General features: G+C 65.4%; 17 protein-coding genes and 2 tRNA genes. 6 read left to right on the top strand and 13 right to left on the bottom strand.

Going from position 1 to position 20,787, the window contains the following annotated elements:
• Positions 1–64 precede the first annotated feature (64 nt).
• Both G5S35_RS08485 and G5S35_RS08490 read left to right on the top strand, forming a co-directional pair.
• Complete coding sequence (locus tag G5S35_RS08485) at positions 65–862, top strand: cystine ABC transporter substrate-binding protein (RefSeq protein WP_065063238.1); 798 nt, start codon at positions 65–67, stop codon at positions 860–862.
• Positions 863–1,020: 158 nt separating this feature from the next.
• Positions 1,021–1,680 carry an amino acid ABC transporter permease gene (locus G5S35_RS08490; protein ID WP_065063236.1) on the top strand — a complete coding sequence of 220 codons (660 nt, stop codon included), beginning with the start codon at positions 1,021–1,023 and terminating at the stop codon, positions 1,678–1,680.
• A gap of 64 nt (positions 1,681–1,744) precedes the next feature.
• On the opposite strand, the gene G5S35_RS08495 is transcribed toward G5S35_RS08490, so the two are convergent.
• The 3 genes from G5S35_RS08495 to G5S35_RS08505 form a co-directional block, all read right to left on the bottom strand.
• Positions 1,745–2,722 carry a Gfo/Idh/MocA family protein gene (locus G5S35_RS08495; RefSeq protein ID WP_065063234.1) on the bottom strand — a complete coding sequence of 326 codons (978 nt, stop codon included), beginning with the start codon at positions 2,720–2,722 and terminating at the stop codon, positions 1,745–1,747.
• A 202-nt stretch (positions 2,723–2,924) separates the two neighbouring features.
• The gene (locus G5S35_RS08500; RefSeq protein ID WP_065063232.1) at positions 2,925–3,647 is read right to left on the bottom strand and encodes a FadR/GntR family transcriptional regulator; all 723 of its coding nucleotides are present in this window, start codon (positions 3,645–3,647) and stop codon (positions 2,925–2,927) included.
• Between the two features lie 396 nt (positions 3,648–4,043).
• Positions 4,044–5,630 (bottom strand): mannose-1-phosphate guanylyltransferase/mannose-6-phosphate isomerase, encoded by a 1,587-nt coding sequence (locus tag G5S35_RS08505; RefSeq protein ID WP_183038201.1) that lies wholly within the window; start codon positions 5,628–5,630, stop codon positions 4,044–4,046.
• An 841-nt stretch (positions 5,631–6,471) separates the two neighbouring features.
• Between G5S35_RS08505 and G5S35_RS08510 the strand changes: the two genes are divergently transcribed.
• Positions 6,472–7,206 carry a Crp/Fnr family transcriptional regulator gene (locus G5S35_RS08510; protein WP_065063228.1) on the top strand — a complete coding sequence of 245 codons (735 nt, stop codon included), beginning with the start codon at positions 6,472–6,474 and terminating at the stop codon, positions 7,204–7,206.
• 288 nt (positions 7,207–7,494) lie between these two features.
• Here the strand turns inward: G5S35_RS08510 and rpiA are convergent, their stop codons facing one another.
• The 4 genes from rpiA to rnr form a co-directional block, all read right to left on the bottom strand.
• A complete protein-coding gene (gene rpiA, locus G5S35_RS08515) occupies positions 7,495–8,190 on the bottom strand; it encodes a ribose-5-phosphate isomerase RpiA (RefSeq protein ID WP_065063226.1) in 696 nt (231 codons plus the stop codon).
• Between the two features lie 163 nt (positions 8,191–8,353).
• On the bottom strand, positions 8,354–9,259 hold the full coding sequence (locus G5S35_RS08520; protein ID WP_074984279.1) for an N-acetylmuramoyl-L-alanine amidase: 906 nt from the start codon (positions 9,257–9,259) through the stop codon (positions 8,354–8,356).
• Positions 9,260–9,304: 45 nt separating this feature from the next.
• Positions 9,305–10,048, bottom strand: coding sequence for a 23S rRNA (guanosine(2251)-2'-O)-methyltransferase RlmB (gene rlmB, locus G5S35_RS08525; RefSeq protein ID WP_065063223.1), 744 nt, complete (start codon positions 10,046–10,048; stop codon positions 9,305–9,307).
• Between the two features lie 154 nt (positions 10,049–10,202).
• Positions 10,203–12,674, bottom strand: coding sequence for a ribonuclease R (gene rnr / locus G5S35_RS08530; protein ID WP_065063221.1), 2,472 nt, complete (start codon positions 12,672–12,674; stop codon positions 10,203–10,205).
• Positions 12,675–13,118: 444 nt separating this feature from the next.
• Here rnr and G5S35_RS08535 point away from each other — a divergent pair.
• The 3 genes from G5S35_RS08535 to G5S35_RS08545 all read left to right on the top strand — a co-directional run bounded on the left by G5S35_RS08535 (position 13,119) and on the right by G5S35_RS08545 (position 14,026).
• Positions 13,119–13,205 (top strand) — tRNA-Leu (locus tag G5S35_RS08535).
• Between the two features lie 220 nt (positions 13,206–13,425).
• Positions 13,426–13,512 (top strand) — tRNA-Leu (locus G5S35_RS08540).
• 247 nt (positions 13,513–13,759) lie between these two features.
• Entirely contained in the window at positions 13,760–14,026 is a 267-nt protein-coding gene (locus G5S35_RS08545; protein ID WP_065063219.1) for a hypothetical protein, read from the top strand.
• A gap of 36 nt (positions 14,027–14,062) precedes the next feature.
• On the opposite strand, the gene oxlT is transcribed toward G5S35_RS08545, so the two are convergent.
• The 6 genes from oxlT to frc all read right to left on the bottom strand — a co-directional run bounded on the left by oxlT (position 14,063) and on the right by frc (position 20,745).
• A complete protein-coding gene (oxlT, locus tag G5S35_RS08550; protein WP_258365496.1) occupies positions 14,063–15,385 on the bottom strand; it encodes an oxalate/formate MFS antiporter in 1,323 nt (440 codons plus the stop codon).
• A gap of 85 nt (positions 15,386–15,470) precedes the next feature.
• Positions 15,471–16,865, bottom strand: coding sequence for an NAD(P)(+) transhydrogenase (Re/Si-specific) subunit beta (locus G5S35_RS08555; protein ID WP_183038202.1), 1,395 nt, complete (start codon positions 16,863–16,865; stop codon positions 15,471–15,473).
• 9 nt (positions 16,866–16,874) lie between these two features.
• On the bottom strand, positions 16,875–18,443 hold the full coding sequence (locus G5S35_RS08560) for a Re/Si-specific NAD(P)(+) transhydrogenase subunit alpha (protein ID WP_183038203.1): 1,569 nt from the start codon (positions 18,441–18,443) through the stop codon (positions 16,875–16,877).
• A 190-nt stretch (positions 18,444–18,633) separates the two neighbouring features.
• Entirely contained in the window at positions 18,634–18,870 is a 237-nt protein-coding gene (locus G5S35_RS08565) for a hypothetical protein (protein WP_183038204.1), read from the bottom strand.
• 57 nt (positions 18,871–18,927) lie between these two features.
• A complete protein-coding gene (locus tag G5S35_RS08570) occupies positions 18,928–19,374 on the bottom strand; it encodes a PAS domain-containing protein (protein ID WP_065063200.1) in 447 nt (148 codons plus the stop codon).
• A gap of 120 nt (positions 19,375–19,494) precedes the next feature.
• On the bottom strand, positions 19,495–20,745 hold the full coding sequence (frc, locus tag G5S35_RS08575; protein ID WP_065063198.1) for a formyl-CoA transferase: 1,251 nt from the start codon (positions 20,743–20,745) through the stop codon (positions 19,495–19,497).
• Positions 20,746–20,787: the final 42 nt, after the last annotated feature.

Consider the following 20,787-nt stretch of genomic DNA (forward strand, 5'->3'; position numbering starts at 1 on the left):
CGCCAGGCGCGCGCCATCCAGCGCCGGGAAGGCCGCCACATCGCAGCAAAACAAGAGGAAAACAATGAAAGCATCCTTGCTGAAGAAGCTCCTTGCCGTCGCTCTCGTCGGTGTTTCGTTTGTCGCGGCGAGCGCCCACGCCGAGGACCTGCTCGACCAGGCGAAGGCGCGCGGCACGCTGCGCATCGGCCTCGAAGGCACCTTCCCGCCGTTCAACTCGAAGGCGCCCAACGGCGAGCTGGTCGGCTACGACGTCGACATCGCGCGCGCCGTGGCCGCGAAGATGGGCCTGAAGCCCGAGTTCGTCACGACCGAGTGGAGCGGCATCATCGCCGGTCTGCAGGCAGGCAAGTTCGACGTGATCGTCAACCAGGTCGGCATCACCGACCAGCGCAAGGCCGTGCTCGACTTCTCGCCGGCGTACACATACTCGGCGGCGCAGCTCATCCAGCGCAAGGACGACACGCGCCAGTTCAAGTCGCTCGACGACCTCAAGGGCAAGAAGCTCGGGGTCGGTCTGGGCACGAACTACATGGACATGGCCAAGTCGGTGCCGGGCATCGACGTGAAGACCTATCCGGGCGCGCCCGAGTATCTGCGCGACCTGGCCGCCGGCCGTCTGGACGCGGCGCTCAACGACCGCCTGATGCTCGCGTACCTGCTGAAGAACTCGCAGCTGCCGCTGCGCACGGGTTCGATCGTCGGTGACGGCAACCCGTCGGGCATTCCGTTCAAGAAGGGCAATCCGAAGTTCGCCAAGGCGATCGACGACGCGATGACGCAACTCGAAGCCGACGGCACTTTCGCGAAGATCTCCGACAAATGGTTCGGCATCGACGTGACCAAACCGGTCACGAAGTAACGGCGTCCGGCGCCTTGCGCAACGTGCCCGACGTGCGGCTCGCCGCGCGGGTATCGTGCGCAAGGTGATGCGCGCGGGGCGGCATCGCACGATGCCGCCCCTTGTTATTTCACGGCGCTCCTCGCGCCCCTAACCCGCGTCTCGCGCGCGTTTTCCCCATGCCCATCTACACGCTCATCATCCAGTCGCTGCCGGTGCTCGCGCAGGGCGCGGTGCTGACGATCAAATTCGCCATCCTGTCGATGATCTTCGGCCTCATCGGCGGCGCCGTGCTCGCGCTCATGGGCATCAGCACGAACCGCGCGTTTCCCGTGATCGCGCGCGTGTACGTGAGCATCATGCGCGGCACCCCGCTGCTCGTGCAGATCTTCGTGATTTACTACGGATTGCCAAGCATCGGCATCTCGCTCGATCCGACGCCGGCCGGCGTGATCGCACTCTCCGCGAATGTCGCGGCGTATCTCTCCGAAAGCATGCGCGGCGCGATTCTCGGCATTCATCACGGCCAATGGCTCGCGGCGTACAGTCTCGGTCTCTCGCGCCGCCAGACGCTGCGTTACGTGATCGCGCCTCAGGCGCTGCGCATTGCCGTGCCGAGCCTCTCGAACAGTCTCATCAGCCTGATCAAGGACACCTCGCTCGTCTCGGTGATCACGGTGACGGAGCTGCTGCGCAGCGCGCAGGAAATCATCGCCTCGACCTATCAGCCGCTGCCGCTCTATCTCGCCGCCGCCGCGGTGTACTGGGTGCTGTGCCAGATCCTCGAATGGGTCCAGCACTGGTACGAAAAGCGCCTCGCGCTGCCTTCGCGGCACTGAGGAATCGCTACATGCACGCGCCGCGCACCTCACGCGGCGCGGCGCAACTGCCTCCGTATTCTCGTCACTCGCAGGCGAACTTGAGGCCTAGCGCCGCGCGCGCCGAATCGGCCATCGCGATCATGCGCCGCGACGTCTCGTGCGGCAGGATCGGACTCTCCAGCGCGCCCTCGCGCAACAGCTCGCAGAAGTGCGCGGTCTCGTAGTTGAGGCCGCCGCCGTCGAAAGGCTCGTCCAGCTCCGCCACGCGGCCATCCACGTAACGAATGGTCGCGCGCACCGGATTCCACCAGTTCGCATGGATCGTCACGTTGCCGAGCGGGCCCGCCAGCAGCGCGTCGCCGTATCCGTGCAGATCGAGTCCGCAAAAAAGCTGCGCGATACCGTTTTCATGCTGGCAATTCAGGCTCGCGAAGGTGTCCACGCCGGTCGCGCCGAGCCGCCCGAAGGTCTGCACCTCGCGCGGCGCGCCGAGCCAGTCCACGGCGAGAAACATCTCGTACACGCCGATGTCGAGCAGCGCGCCGCCTGCATGCTCGAACGAGAACGACGGATGATCGGCGGGCACGTTGGCCACCGAGCAGCCCGCGCGCACGAGGCCGACGGGACCGATCGGATCCGCTTCCAGATGGGCGCGCAAGGCGCGATACAGCGGATAGAACGGCGGCTTCATCGCTTCCATGAAAAGACGCCTGGCCGCGCGCGCGGCGTCGAGCACGCGCTCGAGCTGCGTGACGTTCACGGTGGCGGGTTTCTCGCAGAGCACCGGCACACCGGCTTCGAGCGCGGCAATCGCGTAGTGCGCGTGGCTGTCCTGCATGGTGGCGATATAGACCGCGTCGATGCCGCTCGCGAGCAAGGCCTCGAAGCTCTCGCAAGCCGTTGCGCCGAACTCGCCGGCGAGCGCTTCGGCGGGCGCCGCGCGTCGCGACCATACCGCGCTCACACGCGCGTCGCGCACGTGCTGCACGCCCTGCGCGAAGCGCCGCGCAATGCGGCCCGCGCCCACGATGCCCCAACGGATCGTCTGAATCTCGCTCATGCCTCGCCCTCTCCCGTTCTGTCGCTCTAACGCTGCGTCGATATGTCGCGCGCTCGAAGCTCAGGACGATACCGGCTCGCGCGCGGGAGAGCAAATCGACGCGCCGTGCATGTCACGCGCGGGAAAGACGCAAAAGACGCAAAACCCGGCCGCGCGATGCGGGGCCGGGTTCGAGGCGAAGCGAAACTTCAAACGGCCGCGTTCAGCGCGGCTGCTCGATCGCTTCCTGAGTCAGCGCGTGATGCAGTTCGTCGGCGGTGAATTCGATCATCGCGGCGGCCGCGGCCTGCGCTTCCTGCGGCGCGCGCCGCTCGATCGCGTCGACCACGCGTCCATGTCCGGCGACGATGTTCGCCCAGCCGCCGTCACGTTCGCTGACGATCGGATTCACGAGCGACAGCGCACCGCGAATGATCGCCGCCATCTGCTGATAGAACTGATTGCCGCTCGCCGCCAGAATGCGCGTGTGCAGTAACGTGTCGGCGGCCTGGCAGCCCGCGTCGCCGGGACTCGTCTGGCTGAGCGCTTCGTAGGCGTCGCGAATGCCCGCGAGATCCGCGGCGCTCGCGCGTTCGGCGGCCAGCGCGCAGGCTGCGGGCTCGATCAGCGCGCGAAACTCGATCACGTCGCGCAAGAACGTCTTGTCGGGCTTCGCGCGAAAGCGCCAGCTCACCACGTCTTCGTCGATCATGCGCCAGTCGCGCATCGGCCGTATGCGTGTGCCGATCTTCGGACGCACGTCGAGCATGTGCCGCGCGAGCAGCATCGACAGCGCTTCGCGCATGACGGTGCGGCTTACGTCGAACTCTTTCGACAACACGTCCTGCGGCGGCAGAATCGCGCCGTAACGTTCCTCGACTATGCCCGAGATCAGGCCATCCATGACCTTGCTCACCAGCGATCGTTCTTTGTTTCCCAGTTCCATGACCCCTCCCCCCGATGCGGCGTTATCGCCCTGTTTGCCGGTTACTGCACGGGCCCTCAAGCTGCGTCGATCTCAAGCGTACGTTGCCATGCGTATTGCATATCTCGCCAGCCAGGATATTTCCTGACATGAAAGGCCTACGTTTCACGCCCTATTCGATCCAGATCTCGAAAGCACACTGCAATTGGCCCTTCGGTTGCCCGATTGTTTTGTTTTGAAGTTATTCGTCGTCGTTTTCGTCTGTCGTCTGTATGAAGCACTCGCTTACACCTGGGCGGCAACGCGGCGCGCGTCTGTGCATATGCAGCGATGCGCGCCGCCGTCCTCAGCGAGGCTTCATTCATGGGCCCTTCTTGATGCACGTTGCTCGACGCGAGTTGCGTGCGCCGCTCAATCTCAGCTACGCGTGACGAGAGCCGGCGCGCGGCCGTACTGATCGTCGAAGCGCACGATGTCGTCTTCGCCGAGATAGCCGCCCGACTGCACCTCGATGATTTCAAGCGGCGTCTTGCCCGGATTCTCGAGGCGATGCTTCACGCCGAGCGGGATATAGGTCGATTCGTTTTCCGAAAGCAGGAACACCTCGTCGCCGCGCGTGACGCGCGCCGTGCCGCGCACGACCACCCAGTGCTCCGCGCGGTGGTGATGCATCTGCAGCGACAGCACGCCGCCCGGCTTCACGACGATGCGCTTGACCTGGAAGCGTTCGCCGCGATCGATCGAGTCGTAGCAGCCCCACGGACGCTCCACGCGCCGATGGTGCTGCGCTTCCTCGCCGCGCTGCGCCTTGAGCTTGCCGACGATCGCCTTGACGTTCTGCACGCGATCCTTGGCCGCAACCAGCACCGCATCGGCGGTCTCCACCACCACCACGCCGTGCACACCCACGCAGGCGACCAGCCGGCCGTCCGAATGCGCGAAGGTTTCGGTCGAGTCTTCGAACAGCACGCGGCCGCGCGCGACGTTGCCCGCCGCGTCCTTCTGCGAGACCTGCCAGACGGCGTCCCACGCGCCCACATCCGACCAGCCCGCGACGAGCGGCACGACCACGCCCGCGAGACGCGCGTCGGCGCCGATGGACTCCATAACCGCGTAGTCGATCGAGTCGGACGGACAGGCGGCGAGCGTCGCCGCATCGAGATGCACGGCGCCGTCGGCGTCGACGGCCGCGCGCTCGAAGGCTTGCGCGCAATGCACGGAGATCTCGGGACGGCAATGCGCGATCGCCGAAAGCCAGACCGAAGCGCGCACGACGAAGATGCCGCTGTTCCACCAGTAATCGCCGGACGCGACGTAGCTTTCGGCGACGTCCTCGCTGGGCTTTTCGACGAAACGCTCGATCTTGCGCGCGCCGCCCGCGCCCAGCGCCGCGCCGGCGCCGATATAGCCGTAGCCGGTTTCCGCGCGCGTCGGCGGCACGCCGAGCGTGACGATCGCGCCGCGCGCCGCGTAGGTCACGGCCTCTTCGAGCGCGGCGGCGAACGCGTTACGGTCGGCAATCAGATGATCGGCCGGCATGGCGATGAGAATCGGATCGCTGTCGCTGACGGAACCGTCCGCGCCGGTCGCCGCCGCACTGGCGGCGTGAGCGGCATGCGTCGCGTGGGCGGCCAGCGCGGCCACGGTCAACGCCGGCGCGGTATTGCGCGCAACCGGTTCGAACACGACACGCGCGGCCATGCCGCTGCGGCCAAGACGGTCGGCGGTCATGTGGCGCAACTCTTCGCTGCTCACCACCAGCGGCGCGGCCTTGCGCACGCTGCTGCCGGCGCGCGCATAGAGGCCGTCGAGGCGGCGCACGGTGGCTTCGAGCAGGGACTCGCCGTCGAGCAGGTCGATCAACTGCTTGGGGCAGTGCTCACGAGAAAGCGGCCACAGCCGCGTGCCCGATCCGCCCGCCAGCACCACCGGCTGGACGACGAGCGCGACTTCGGGTTCATTGGCCGCGGCGATCACGCCGGCCGGCGTCACGATCTGGTTCATGCGAGAAGCTCCCCGTTCCGAATGCTTCGGTTGTTCCGATACTTCCGTTAACGCTGGTTATGGGTGCACCTCGCACCCCCGTTTTCGGATTCCATTGGAACAAAGCGCATCGGACGATTCTGTACGCATACCCACACTGATCGCGCGCTGATGACCCGACGATGCCATCGCCGCGGTTCGCGTGAGGCGGTCAGGCCGTTGCGCATGCAACCGCGCGTCCGTGTCATGAATGAACGAAGAAAGATGGCAGACGTTGCGAGCCTCACACAGCATGCGAGGCGCTTATGTGCGCTAGCCCACGTAACGTGACGCGGCGTTACGCGGGTCATGTTTCAGGACCGAACGTTTCCTCGCGCCGCCCTCGCGGTGCAACACGGATGAATCAAATCCGCACGCTTTTGCCTGCGCCCGGATGCCGCGCCCCCTTTTTCGATGCGCGCATGTTTCAGCATGGAGTCATTTTTCGCACCCCCTGCCTGAAGCACGAATACCCAAATAAATTCAAGGATTTACGTCGATATAAAATGCGCGAACCGCGCAAAGCGCAGGCGTAGTCGTCGTACAGAATTGAAACAAAAATCCCGCTTTATGCCCCCGTTCTTGCATTGCATCGCCCGCAAAGCCACGCGCCTGAACGATTCGGGGTCATCTGGCACACACCCTGCTTTGAGAGGTACGCCACACAGGCGTATCGCAGACAACGATCTCGCGAACGACTCGGGACTATGGGGCCGGCAAGCCGAACGCAGAGCCGCTACGGGAAGCGGCAAACACAACATGCTCGACAGCCGGAACGAAAAAACATGGGGCGACGAAAGTCGCTTCGCACGAGGACCAAATCATGTTGACCCTTCAATCAGACCTGCACGGCAATCACCTGCTCGGCGCCCTGCCGTCGCACGAATGGCAAGCTCTCGCACCGCATCTCGAACTCGTTCATCTGCGCACCGAACAATTGCTCTGTGACTCCGGCCAGCGCATTCATCACGTCTACTTTCCGACCACGGCCATCATCTCGATGCTCTCGACGATGGAAGACGGCAGTTCCGTGGAAATCGCCGCCGTCGGCCGCGAAGGCATGACCGGCGTGCCGGTGCTCACGGGCGGCGAAACCATGCCGAACCGCGTGCAGGTGCAGTGCGCGGGCTTCGCCTACCGCATGAGCGCGCAAAGCCTCAAGCAACAATTCGCGCGTTCGGACTTCCTGCGTCGCCTGATGCTGCTGTACATGCACGCACTGCTCACGCAGGTCGCGCAAACCGCCGCCTGCAATCGTCATCACTCGCTGAGCAAGCAACTGTGCCGCTGGCTGCTGATCGAAGTCGATCGCGTGGCCTCGAACGACCTCTCGGTCACGCAGCAACTGATCGCCGATATGCTCGGCGTGCGTCGCGAAGGCATCACGGAAGCGGCCGGCAAGCTGCACGACGAAGGCCTGATCCACCATAGCCGCGGCCGTATCCGCATCCTCGACCGCAAGGGCCTCGAAGGCCGCGCGTGCGAGTGCTACGGCCTCGTGCGCCGCGAGTTCGACCGCCTGCTGCCGCGTCTGCATCAGGCCGAAACGGTGGAGTGACGAAGGGCCGCGCGCGGTTCTCGTGAGCCGAAGGATTTCGCGAAACGTGCCCGGGACGGCGCGTTTCGCCTTTTTCCCCCGCATGTTGACGGCACAACGATCGCGCATCCGCTGCTCTCATATTCATCAGGATGCCGAATCAATCGAAGCGTATCGACGCCTGTCGACGTAGATGACGCACACTTCGCTCCGCCGGAACCGCTAAAACACAATCTTGCGGACGGCGGCGTGACTGACGCCTCGCCACCGCCCTGCCGGCCGATCCCGACGATCAGCCGGACATCGCGATCAAGCCTTGCGGTACTCGATGCGCTCGACGCCTTGCGCGCCGCCCAGCAAGCACAGATCGGCGCCGCGCGACGCGAACAGACCGACGGTGACCACGCCCGGCCACGCATTCACATGCGCTTCGAGCGTGCGCGGGTCGCTGATGCGCAGACCCTTCACGTCGAGAATCTCGTTGCCGTTGTCGGTGATGAAGGGCGAACCGTCTTGCTTCACGCGCAGCACCGGCACGCCGCCGAGCGCCGTCACGCGGCGGCCGATGGCCGTGCGCGCCATCGGCACGACTTCGATCGGCAGCGGAAACTGGCCGAGCACGTCCACGAGCTTGCTCGCATCGGCGATACAGACAAACACTTCCGACACCGACGCCACGATCTTCTCGCGCGTGAGCGCCCCGCCGCCGCCCTTGATCATCGCGCCCGACGCGTCGATCTCGTCGGCTCCGTCCACGTAGACGGGCAGCGATTCGATGTCGTTCAGGTCGAAGATCTTGAAGCCCTGCGCTTCGAGGCGCGCGGTGGTGGCCACCGAGCTGGACACCGCGCCGCGATAGCGGCCCTTGCTGGCGGCCAGTGCGTCGATGAAACAGTTCGCGGTCGAGCCGGTGCCGACGCCGATGATGGCGCCTTCCGGCACGTTCGCGTTGACATAGTCGGCCGCGGCCTGGCCGACCAGTTGTTTGAGTTCGTCTTGAGTCATGATGGGGAACTGCCCGAGGAAAGAAAAACGCGGAAAACGCCTAGTTTACCGGAGTTGCGGACCTGGACCTGCGGGGATCGGCGAAGATGCGCCGGATTCGGGCCGTCGTGCGGGCTGTCGTGCCGCGCGCCGGAAAGGCATGCGGCATGCATCGCCGCGGGCGTCAGGGCGCCGTTTCGGTCGTGCCGGGCAGCGCCGGCGCGGTTTTGTCGACGTATTTGTCGAGCAGCGCCTGGGCGATCGCGTCGGTTTGGGCGTCGGGCGTGCCGGAATAGTCGCTCGGCCGGAAGTGCATCTGGAAGGCGGCGAACACGCGGCGCGTGCGCTCGTCGAGCACGCCGTCGGTGGCCACCTCGTAGCCGTAGCGCGCGAGCTTCACCTGCAGGCCGCGCACGTCGGCGGGCGCATTGGGCGCGCGGCCCGCCAGATCCGCCTGCACGGTCGCGTCGTCGGGCCAGGCGCCCACGCCCGCGTCGTATAGCTGCTTCCACGGGAACGCCGGACCCGGATCGATCTTGCGCTGGGGCGCGATGTCGCTGTGCCCCACCACGCGCGTCGGCGGAATGCCGTAACGCGTGACGATGTCCTTCGAGAGCGCGATGATCGCCGTCACCTGATCGGGCGGCCAGGGCGCCCACGTACGCCCGGCGGGCGTATCGTGCGGCCCGGAATTGACGTTTTCGATCCCGATCGACGCCGCATTCAGCTCCGTCGTGCCCTGCCACTCGCTCACGCCCGCATGCCAGGCGCGCTGCGTTTCGGGCACGAGCTGCAGCACGACGGGCTTGCCGTCGCGCAGCGGCGGATGCTCGGGCACGAGGTAATGCGCGCTCACGTTCTCGCGCGTGAGTTCCTCGAGCGAGGTCGGCTCGTCGCCTTCCGTGTAGTGCAGCACGAGGAAGCGGATGCGCGAATCGGCGCTACGCGCGTGATATTGCGTATCCGCGACGTAGCCGCCGCGGTCGATCATCGTGGCGGGCGTGCAGGCGGCAAGCGCCAGCACCGCGCCGAGCGCGGCGAACGGCGCGCCATGCCGCGCAAATCGCCGGGTCAAACCCAAGAGTGTCATGCTGCGTCGATCAGAATCCAGGCGCGGGTGAAACGCGATGCGCGATCAGCGCGCCACCGCGCGCTGGCGCACGGCTTCGAACAGGCAGACGCCCGACGCCACCGAGACGTTCAGGCTCTCGACCGTGCCGGCCATCGGAATCTGCATGACTTCGTCGCAGGTTTCGCGCGTGAGACGGCGCATGCCCTCGCCTTCGGCGCCCATCACCAGCGCGACGGGACCGTCGAGCTTGGTCTGATAAAGGCCCGTGGGCGCGTCGCCAGCCGTGCCGATGATCCACACCCCCGCGTCCTTGAGCTCGCGCAGCGCGCGCGCCAGGTTCGTGACGGTGATGTACGGCACCGTGTCGGCGGCGCCGCTCGCGACCTTCGCGGCCGTGGCGTTCAGGCCCACGGCGCGGTCGCGCGGCGCGATCACCGCATGGGCGCCCGCGGCGTCGGCCACGCGCAGACACGCGCCGAGGTTATGCGGATCGGTCACGCCGTCGAGCACCAGCAGCAGCGGCGAACCCTGAATGCCGTCGAGCAGTTCCGCGAGGTTCTGCGCGAGCGGCATGTCGTGCACGCGCGCCACCACGCCCTGATGGCGCTCGGTGTGCGCGAGGCCCCAGAGGCGCGTCTCGTCGGCAGCAATGATGCGCACGCCCGCTTCTTTCGCGGCGTGCAGGAATTCCTGCATGCGGCGATCGCGCCGCGACGTGTCGTAGTAAATATCTTCGACCGTGGACGCGTCGTGCCGCATACGCGCGGTCACCGCATGAAAACCGTAAAGAACCTTGAGACGTGACATGACTGGCTACAACCCCTGATGAACGGCTCGCGACGCGCCTGCCTGCGCGCACCGCGAACAAAAATAAGTGCGCCGGTCGTCGTGACCGGCGCGGTCCTGCTGGAACAGCTTCAGCGCGACGCCGGTGCGCAATGCCCACGACGTCGACGCGATTTCAACGCTTCTTGCGCGGCGGCGCCTTCTTGGCCACCGACTTCGACGCCGGGCGCTTCTTCGCGGTTTTCGCGGCGCCACGCGCCGCGCGGGCTTCCTTCACGGCCGCCGTGGGCGCGGGTGCGGCTTTCTTGCGGCGCGACTCTTCGCCTTGCGGCATCGAACGCACACGCGGGCCGCCGTCCTGCGCGCCGCGCTCGTGCTGCTGCGCCTGGCCGCCGCGATTGAGCGCGGGCTTGATCGGCGTATCGCGCACGAGGCGGAAGTCGATCTTGCGCGCGTCGAGATCGACGCGGCTCACCTGCACGCGCACGCGGTCCGACAGGCGGTAGCGGATGCCCGTGCGTTCGCCGCGCAGCTCGTTCTTGATGTCGTCGTACTGGAAGTAATCCGAGCCCAGCTCCGTGACGTGCACGAGCCCTTCGATGAACAGCGAATCGAGCTGCACGAAGATGCCGAACGACGTCACGCCGCTCACCATCCCGCCGTACTCTTCGCCGAGCTTGTCGCGCATGAAATAGCACTTGAGCCAGGCTTCGACGTCGCGCGAGGCCTCGTCGGCGCGGCGCTCGTTGGCCGAGCAGTGCAGACCGAGTTCTTCCCAGATCGCCGTGTTGCCGCCACGCGCGCGCTTGCCGCGCTTCTCTTCGTCCTCGGCTTGCAGCGCGCGGGCGCGAGGCGACAGCGCCGTGTTGAGTTCGACGCCGTCCGGCGCGGCCGGCTGGTACTTCTTGCCCTGCAGGATCGCGTAGATCGCGCGGTGCGTGAGCAGGTCGGGATAGCGGCGGATCGGGCTCGTGAAGTGCGCATACGCCTCATAAGCAAGACCGAAGTGGCCGATGTTGTCCGGGCTGTAGACGGCCTGCTGCATCGAGCGCAGCAGCATGGTCTGCAGCATCTGCGCATCGGGCCGGTCGCGGATGTGCGCCATCAGCGCCGCGTAGTCGCTCGCGTGCGGCGAATCGCCGCCGCCGAGCGTGAGGCCCATGCCGCGCAGGAAAGTGCGCAGGTTTTCGAGCTTTTCGGCGCTCGGCCCCGCGTGCACGCGATACAGACCCGGGTGCTTGTTGCGCTTCATGAAGTCCGCCGCGCACACGTTGGCCGCGAGCATGCACTCCTCGATCAGCTTGTGCGCGTCGTTGCGCTGACGCGGCACGATCTGCTCGATCTTGCCCTGCGCGTTGCAGACGATATAGGTCTCGGTGGTGTCGAAGTCGATCGCCCCGCGCTTCTGGCGCGCCGCGAACAGCGACTTGTAGACGCCATAGAGATTTTGCAGATGCGGCAGCAGCGTGGCGCGCCGCACGGCTTCCGGACCCTTGGTGTTCTTGAGCACGGCGGCGACTTCGGTGTACGTGAGCCGCGCGGCCGAGTGAATCACGCCCGGATAGAACTGGTACGCCTTGATCTCGCCGCGCGCGGTAATCACCATGTCGCAGACGAGCACGCAGCGGTCGACGTGCGGATTCAGCGAACACAGGCCGTTCGAGAGCTTCTCGGGCAGCATCGGAATCACGCGGCGCGGGAAGTACACCGAAGTGCTGCGCTCGATGGCGTCCACGTCGAGACCGCCGGCCGGCGTCACGTAATGCGAGACGTCGGCGATCGCCACCAGCAGGCGGAAGCCTTCGCCCTTGCCGACCTGCATCGGCTCGCAATAGACCGCGTCGTCGAAGTCGCGCGCGTCCTCGCCGTCGATGGTGACGAGCGGTACGTCCCGCAGATCCACGCGATAGCGGATATCGGTCGGACGCACGGCATCGGGCAGCTTCGCGGCTTCGTCGAGCGCACGCTTGCTGAATTCGTGCGGCACGCCGTACTTGCGCACGGCGATCTCGATCTCCATGCCGGGATCGTCGATGTCGCCGAGCACTTCGACCACGCGGCCGAGCGGCTGCGAATGACGGCTGGGGAAGTCGGTCAGTTCGACCACGACCACCTGGCCGACCTTGGCCTTCTTGGGATTCTGCGTGACGAGAATGTCGTGGCCGATGCGCTTGTCTTCGGGCGCGACGATCAGCGCGCCGTTCTCGTTGAGCAGACGGCCGATCACGCTGCGGTTCGCGCGGTCCGTGACCTCGACGATGTGCCCTTCCGGACGCCCGCGACGGTCGTAACCGACGATGCGCGCGAGCACGCGGTCGTTGTGCATGACCTTCTGCATCTCGCCTTGCGGCAGAAACAGATCGTCCTGACCGTCGTCACGTACGAGGAAGCCGAAGCCGTCGCGATGGCCTTGCACGCGCCCGGCGACGAAATTGGAAGGATGCGCAAGCTGATAGTGACCGCGCGAATCGAGCCGGATCTGCCCGTCGCGCTCCATCGCGGCGATCCGCCTGAAGAACCCTTCGCGCTCCTGGCGCTTGATGGCGAGCGCCTCGGCGATATCGTTCGCGGTGCAGGGCGATTCGCTGGTCCGCAGCACGCCGAGGATCTCTTCGCGGCTGGGAATCGGGTACGGATATTTGCTCAAGGGCTTGTCGATGGTTGTTCTCGTTGCGTGGACGTCGGAGTTTGCGTGGCCCGAGCCTGTCGTGCCGCGCCCCGGTCTTCGAGTGCTGCTATCTACGTGTTCGAGTGTTGCGCGATGCGGCGGCCCCCTCGGATCGAACGTCGAACGCGCGCCGCTCCGCAGGGACTGCTGCGAGGCATTCTAACACCCGCGCACTACGCGACAATTCACCGTGCAGCCTTGTGCAGACTCGTTGCGAACGCCTGCGCGCGGCGCATCTCGAAAGCGCTGTTCGACCGGACCGGCGAAGCTCCACTCACGCCGCTGGAAAGCCCAGCAAAAACGCGCGCGCCCCGCGCCTTGAAACATTTTTTCAAAAGACGCTTGACAGTTCCTGCAGACACGCTACAATCTCGCTTCTCTGCTGCACGACACAGCGCAGCAGCAAGTAGTAAGCGACACCTTGCCCAGGTGGCGGAATTGGTAGACGCACCAGGTTCAGGTCCTGGCGGTGGCAACACTGTGGAGGTTCGAGTCCTCTCTTGGGCACCAAGATTCATGAAAAAAGCCGGCTTGATGCCGGCTTTTTTCTTTTAGTGTCAGCAGCTCGTCGAGCTCATGCGGCTTACGTGGATTTGAGGTTATCTCACTCCGCTCTGCCCTCGGCAAGACCCGGATGTTTCTCGAAGCACCGCTTTCGCGAAATTTTCTTGAAAAGATCTGTTGACAGACACCGGGAACGCGTTATAATCTCGGTCTAGCTTGAAGACGTGCCCAGGTGGCGGAATTGGTAGACGCACTAGGTTCAGGTCCTAGCGGTGGCAACACTGTGGAGGTTCGAGTCCTCTCCTGGGCACCACGCCTCTTCAAGCAGTAATAAAGCAGCACTCCGGATTCATCGAAAAAGCCCGCACATGCGGGCTTTTTTGTTTTCCGCGCCTCTTCTCTTCCTTTTTCCCGTCTGCATCGAACCATTCTCGTGCGCGCCGTATCGATACGCTACCGATACGCTACGGATACGCACCCGATATGTTCCGTGGTATACATTGCGAAAACAGGACTGGAAGCAGCGCCCGGCGCTGCACCACCACGCGCAGGGAGACCTGATGGAATTCGTCGTTATTGTCGCGCTGATCGCCGTGAGCTTCGGCGCCGCGGCGACGTGGCTGATCGCCACCCGCCTGCCCGCCGAATGGATCGAGCGCGGCCAGCATGAAGGAAGGTACGCGTCGCTTTCGATGCCGACCACCGCGTCTTCGTCGACGTCATCGGAAATCGACGCGCACCGCGTTCAGGCGCGCACCGATACGCGCCGTGTGCGCCGCTCGCGCTTTCGCGCCACCGCCCAGCGGTCCGGCAAAGCGGCCGCCTGAGCATCACGTCCCAGACAAACCGCTCGTCGATAACGCCTACTCCCGCGAACCGAGCGGCGTCGCCACGAACGCATTCTCGGCGCGCTCCGGCGCCGCCGACTCGAAGATCCAGCGCCGCCGCATCGGCTGCAACACGACCTTCGCGCAGACGCCCGCCATCATCGCCACGCAGGCGGCAAAGTCAAACACCATGTTCCATCCGCCATGCACGGCGAGCAGCGTGGCGACGGGCACCAGCAAAGCCGCCGTGCCTTTCGCCGTGTACAACGTGCCCGCATTGCCCGCTGCATAGCGCGCGCCGAAAGTGTCCGCGCAGGTCGCCGGGAAATTCGAAAAGATGTCGCCGTAAAACAGGAACACGAGTCCCGAGAACAGCATGAACAGATACGGATCGTGGCCGAACTCGCGCAGTCCGAGCAACGCCAGCCCTTCGCCGAGAAACGTGATGAACATCGTGTTCTCGCGGCCGATCCGATCCGAAATCAAACCGCACAAGGGCCGCGTGAAGCCGTTGCAGAGATTGTTGATCGACAGCGTCATCGTCAGCAGCGGCAGCGACACGCTCAGCAAGGTCACCGGCATCGACGCGAAACCATACGACTTCGCGATCGGCCCGATCTGCGCCGTCGCGATGATGCCGCCCGCCGCCACGCACACGAACATCGCATACATGACCCAGAACAGCGGCGCGCGGACCATCTGCCGCGTCGTGTAATCGGTTTTCGTGGCGACCACGCGCCGGATACCCGCCGCGTGCGCGGGCGGCTGCGGACGCACCATCAGCAAAGCCAGCGCCATGATGCACGCACCTTGCAGGAGTCCAAAGAACACGAAGGCGGTCTCGTAACCCGAATGCTGAATCATCCGCGAAATAGGGATCACGGTGAGCGCCGCGCCCGCGCCGAAGCCCGCGGCCGTCATGCCCGCCGCGAGTCCGCGCCGGTCGGGAAACCATTTGAGCGCGGTGCCCACGCAGGTGCCGTACACGCAGCCCGCGCCGATGCCCGAAATCACCGCCGCGACGTAGAGCACCGGCAGCACCGGCGCCCAGGCGTCGAGCACCCAGCCCAGCGCCACGCAGCACGCGCCGCCCATCACGACGGGACGCGGCCCGAAGCGGTCGACGAGCCAGCCTTCGACCGGCACGAGCCACGTCTCCGTGACGATGAAAATCGAAAACGCGAGCTGGATCGCCGCTTGCCCCCAATGATGCCGCGCGTCCATCGGCACGACGAACAGCGTCCACGCATATTGCAGATTGGCGACGAGCCCCATGCAGGCGATGCCGGCCACGAGCTGCACCCAGCGGTTGTGCCGCCGCGCCGTGTAGCCGGCGTCGATGCGATTGGTATGTACCACGTTGTCTCTCTCCATTCGTTGATGAACCGCCGCGAACGGCGGCTTGCTGCATCACTGCGGACATCGCTTCGGCATCAGCTTGTCATCACGCGGTTTCCAGCTGGCGCAGCAACGCGTCCACGCTGCCCTTCGCGTCGCCGAACAGCATGCGCGTGTTCTCCTTGTAGAACAGCGGATTGTCGACGCCCGCGTAACCGGTCGCCATGCTGCGCTTCGAGACCACCACCGTGCGCGCCTTCCACACCTCGAGCACCGGCATGCCCGCGATCGGACTGCCCGCATCTTCCTGCGCGCCCGGATTGACGATGTCGTTCGCGCCGATCACGAGCACGACGTCGGTGCTCGTGAAGTCCTCGTTGATCTCGTCCATTTCGAGCACGATGTCGTACGGCACCTTCGCTTCGGCAAGCAGCACGTTCATGTGGCCAGGCAAGCGCCCCGCCACGGGATGAATGCCGAAACGCACGCGCACGCCCGCCGCACGCAGCCGCCGCGTGATCTCGCTGATGGTGCCTTGCGCCTGCGCGACGGCCATGCCGTAGCCCGGCACGATCACCACTTCGGCGGCATCGCGCAGCAGCGCGCTCACTTCATCCACCGACGTCGCGACTACCTCGCCTTGCGGCGCCGCGCTCGACGTCGACGTTGCCGTGCCAAAGCCGCCCAGGATCACCGAGACGAAACTGCGATTCATCGCGCGACACATGATGTAGCTGAGAATCGCGCCGCTCGACCCGACGAGTGCGCCCGTCGTCACGAGCAGATCGTTGTCGAGCATGAAGCCGGTGGCCGCCGCCGCCCAACCCGAATAGCTGTTGAGCATCGAGACCACCACGGGCATGTCCGCGCCGCCAATCGCCATCACCAGATGCACGCCGAGCGCCGCCGCGATCACGCACATGGCGATCAGTGCGTAGAGCGCCTGTGGTGCATCGGGCACGGCGACGAAGCGATAGCCGAGCACGACGCAAACGGCCAGCGCGATCGCGTTCATCGCATGGCGCGCGGGCAGCACGAGCGGCTTGCCGCCGAGCGTGCCCTGCAACTTCAGAAACGCCACGATCGAACCGCTGAACGTGATCGTGCCGATGAACGCGCCCACGTAGATCTCGGTGTCGTGAATCGCGCGCTCGACGCCGATCGCGGGCCCCGACGGCGCGAGAAAATTCGCGAAACCGATCAGCGTGGCCGCGAGCCCGACGAAGCTGTGCAGCACCGCCACCAGTTGCGGCATCTGCGTCATCTCCACGCGCCGCGCGAGCACGGCGCCCACGCCGCCGCCCACCACGGCCGCGACGATGGCGATCTGCAGCCCCGCGCCCGCCGTGACGAGCAAGGTGGCAAGCACCGCGATCGTCATGCCCGCGACGCCATAGAGATTGCCGCGCCGCGCGCTCGCCGGATGACTCAGGCCGCGCAGACTCAGGATGAAGAGCGTCGCCGCGCCGAGCCACGCCATATTGCCGATTCCAGTCAACATGACGCCTCCTCAGGTCCGTTGGAACATGTTCAACATGCGCTGGGTCACGAGGAACCCGCCCGCGATGTTGATGGTGGCCACCACGAGCGCGATGCCCGCGAGCACGCTCGCGATCGTGCTCGACCCGCCCGGATGCAGCAGCGCGCCGATCACGATGATCCCGCTGATCGCGTTGGTCACGCTCATGAGCGGCGTGTGCAGCGCGGGCGTGACGTTCCAGACCACCTGATAACCGACGAACACCGCGAGCACGAACACGGTAAAGTGCGCAACGAATGCGGGCGGCGCGACCGCGCCGAGTGCGAGCAGCAACAGCGCGCCAATTATCAGCATGCCTAACGACCATGCGCCGTGTTTGCGCGCGTCTTGCGTTGACGGTTGCGCATGTCCTGCCGCCGCAACGTGCACCGGCGCATTCGGCGCTGCTTGCGGCTGCGCAGCCGGTGTTTGCACGGGCGGCGGCGGCCAGCACAGATTGCCTTGGTGCATGACCGTCGTACCGCGCTGCACGACGTCGTTCATATCGATCGTCAATGCGCCGTTTTTGAGCGGCGTGAGATCCGTGAGCAGATGACGCAGATTGGTCGCGTACAACTGGCTCGACTGATTCGCCATGCGACTCGGCAAGTCGGTATAGCCGATCACGGTCACGCCATGCGCCTGCACGACCTCGCCCGCGCGCGTGAGTTCGCAGTTGCCGCCCTGCTCCGCCGCCATGTCGACGATCACGCTGCCCGCGCGCATGCACGCAGCCGTCTTCGCATCGATCAGACGCGGTGCGGGCTTGCCCGGAATCAGCGCGGTCGTGATGATGATGTCCACTTCGCGCGCCTGGGCCTCGAACAGCGCCATCTCCGCTTCGATAAACTTCGCGCTCATCTGTTTCGCGTAGCCGCCCGTGCCGCCGCCGTCTTCATCGACATCGACGCTCAGGAATTCCGCGCCCATGCTCTCGACCTGCTGACCGACTTCCGGCCGCGTATCGAACGCACGCACGATCGCGCCCAGACCACGCGCCGCGCCGATCGCCGCGAGCCCCGCCACGCCCGCGCCGATCACGAGGACCTTCGCGGGCGGCATCTTGCCCGCCGCCGTGATCTGCCCGGTGAAAAGCCGCCCGAAATGCTGCGCCGCCTCGATCACCGCGCGATAACCGGCCATGTTGGCCATCGAACTCAGCGCGTCGAGCTTCTGCGCGCGCGAGAGACGCGGCACGCAATCCATCGCGAGCACCGTCACGCCGCGCACGGCACACGCTTCGAGCAGCGCGCCGTTCTGCGCGGGCCAGATGAAACCGATCAGCGTCGCGCCGGTTTTGAGGCGCTGCACTTCGTCGATCGAAGGCGGCCGCACCTTGAGCACGATATCGGCGTTGCTCCAGAGTTCGAGCGCGTCGTCGACGAGGCACGCGCCTGCCTGGCGATACGCGTCGTCGGGGTAGGACGCGCGTTCGCCCGCGCCGGTCTCGACCTCGATTTCATAGCCGAGCTTGATGAGTTGCGCGACGCTTTCGGGCGTCGCCGCGACCCGGCGTTCGTCTTGCTGAGATTCGCGCGGAACCGCAATCGTCATCGCCATGATGCACCTCCGCGGGCGAGCGTTGCGGATAAAAGGGCGAACGGAATCGACGGCGCGCCAAGGGACCTGGCGCGCCGAAAGCGTGGCCACGACTTCATGAAACGTCTCCTGCTCGATGTTGGAATTCTGTGTGCCGCGGCTCGTCCGGCGCGCGCGGGCGCGCCATGCTGAAGGACCGTTTGAAGGCGCGCTAAAGCGGCGCCCGGCCCGACTGAAGAATCGCGAGCGCCGCCGCGCGGGCGCCTTCAATGGCGGCGGCTTCGCTTGCGAACACGGTCTCGTCGACGACCTGCTGTTCCGGCAGCAGCGCGTCCGCCTGTTGTGCTTCGGCGGAGTGAATCGCAGCGAACGCGACCCAGCCGCCGTTGTGAATCATTTGACGGGCCGAGAGTTCGACCTCGTAGTGCCCGAGTCTTTCGGTATGCATCGAAGCGCTCCGTGCGGACCTGCGGCTTGAAGGGATGAGAACGACTAACCGGATCGATCAGGATTGCTGATCTTGTGTTTGAAGACGGGTTTCGAGTTCCGTCACGCGCTTGCGCAGATTGCGCTCTTCCTGGAAGCGCGCCGTCTCGTCGCGCACGACCGCGACGATGCCCGTGAGTTCGCCCTGCGCGCCATGCAGCAGCGCCACCGTGAAGGCGATGGACAGCGCGCGACCGTCCTTGTCCACGGCCGGCACGCGCAAGACGTCGTTGCCGTAGCGCGTCTGCCCGGTGGCCATCGTCTTGTGATAGCCCTCCCAGTGGCGACCGCGCAGCCGTTCGGGAATGATCAGATCCAGCGTCTTGCCGAGCGCCTCGTCCTGCGTATAGCCGAACATGCGCGTGGCCGCGGGATTCCAGTACGTGATGTCGCCGGCGGCGTCCGAGATGATGATGGCGTCGCCGATCGCGTCGGCGAGCTGTTCGAAATCGATGGCGGCTGGCATATCGTTCGTCGTGGGGAAAGCGAGTTGATGTTCGGGTGCGCGACGCGGTTGGCAAATGCAAGCACGCCGCGCACCACACTACTGATACCGCACTGCTGGATCGCTACATCGAAACTGATATCACACCGCACGCACTTCGTGCAGCGCCGCGATCTGCTGCGGCGTGTAGCCGAGGTCGGCGAGCACTTCGTCGGTATGTTCGCCGAGCAGCGGCGAACCCGTGATCTCCGGCTTCAGTTCCGAGAACTTGATCGGGCTGCCCACCGTGAGGTACGAACCGCGCGCCTTGTGCGGCACTTCCACGATGGTGCCGCTCGCGCGCAGCGACGGATCGTTGGCGATCTCCTTCATGCTGAGCACGGGTGCGCACGGAATGTCGAACTTGCGCAGAATGTCGACCGCCTCGTACTTGGTCTTGTCGGCGAGCCACGCTTCGATCGTCGCGAAGATATCGAAGATATGCGGCTGGCGCGCCTGCGCGGTGTTGTAGTTCGGATCGTCGATCCATTCCGGCTTGCCCAGCGCGCGGCAGATCGGCTCCCATGCGTGACCCTGCACCGTGAAGTAGATATACGCGTTCGGGTCCGTCTCCCAGCCCTTGCACTTGAGCACCCAGCCCGGTTGACCGCCGCCGCCCGCATTGCCGCCGCGCGGCACGACGTCGCTGAAGCTGCCGTGCGGATACTGCGGATACTCTTCCAGATAGCCCACGCGGTCGAGACGTTGCTGGTCGCGCAGTTTCACGCGGCACAGGTTGATCACGCTGTCCTGCATCGACACCGCGACCTTCTGCCCCTTGCCGGTTTTATCGCGGCCGATCAGCGCCGTGAGAATGCCGATGGCGAGATGCATGCCGGTGTTGCTGTCGCCGAGCGCGGCGGCGCTGACCGTGGGCGGACCGTCCCAGAAGCCCGTGGTCGATGCCGCGCCGCCCGCGCACTGCGCGACGTTTTCGTAGACCTTGAGGTCGTCGTAATGATGGCCTTCGCTGAAACCCTTCACCGAAGCCACAATCATCTTCGGATTGAGTTCCTTGATGCGCTCCCACGTGAAGCCCATGCGATCGAGCGCGCCGGGGCCGAAGTTTTCGACCATCACGTCCGACTCGCGAATCAGCTTTTCGAGCACTTCCTTGCCTTCCGGCTTCTTGGTGTCGAGCGTGAGCGAACGCTTGTTGCTGTTGAGCATCGTGAAGTACAACGCATCGGCTTCGGGAATGTCACGCAGTTGATTGCGCGTGACGTCGCCCGCGCCCGGACGCTCCACCTTGATCACATCGGCGCCGAACCATGCGAGCATTTGCGTGCACGCGGGCCCCGCTTGAACGTGCGTGAAGTCGATGATCTTGATGCCGTCGAGGGGTTTGCTCATTGCTATCTCCTGGTCTCGGTAGTCTGAAACGACTGTCCTGTA

Source organism: Paraburkholderia tropica (assembly GCF_014171495.1).
Taxonomy (GTDB): domain Bacteria; phylum Pseudomonadota; class Gammaproteobacteria; order Burkholderiales; family Burkholderiaceae; genus Paraburkholderia; species Paraburkholderia tropica.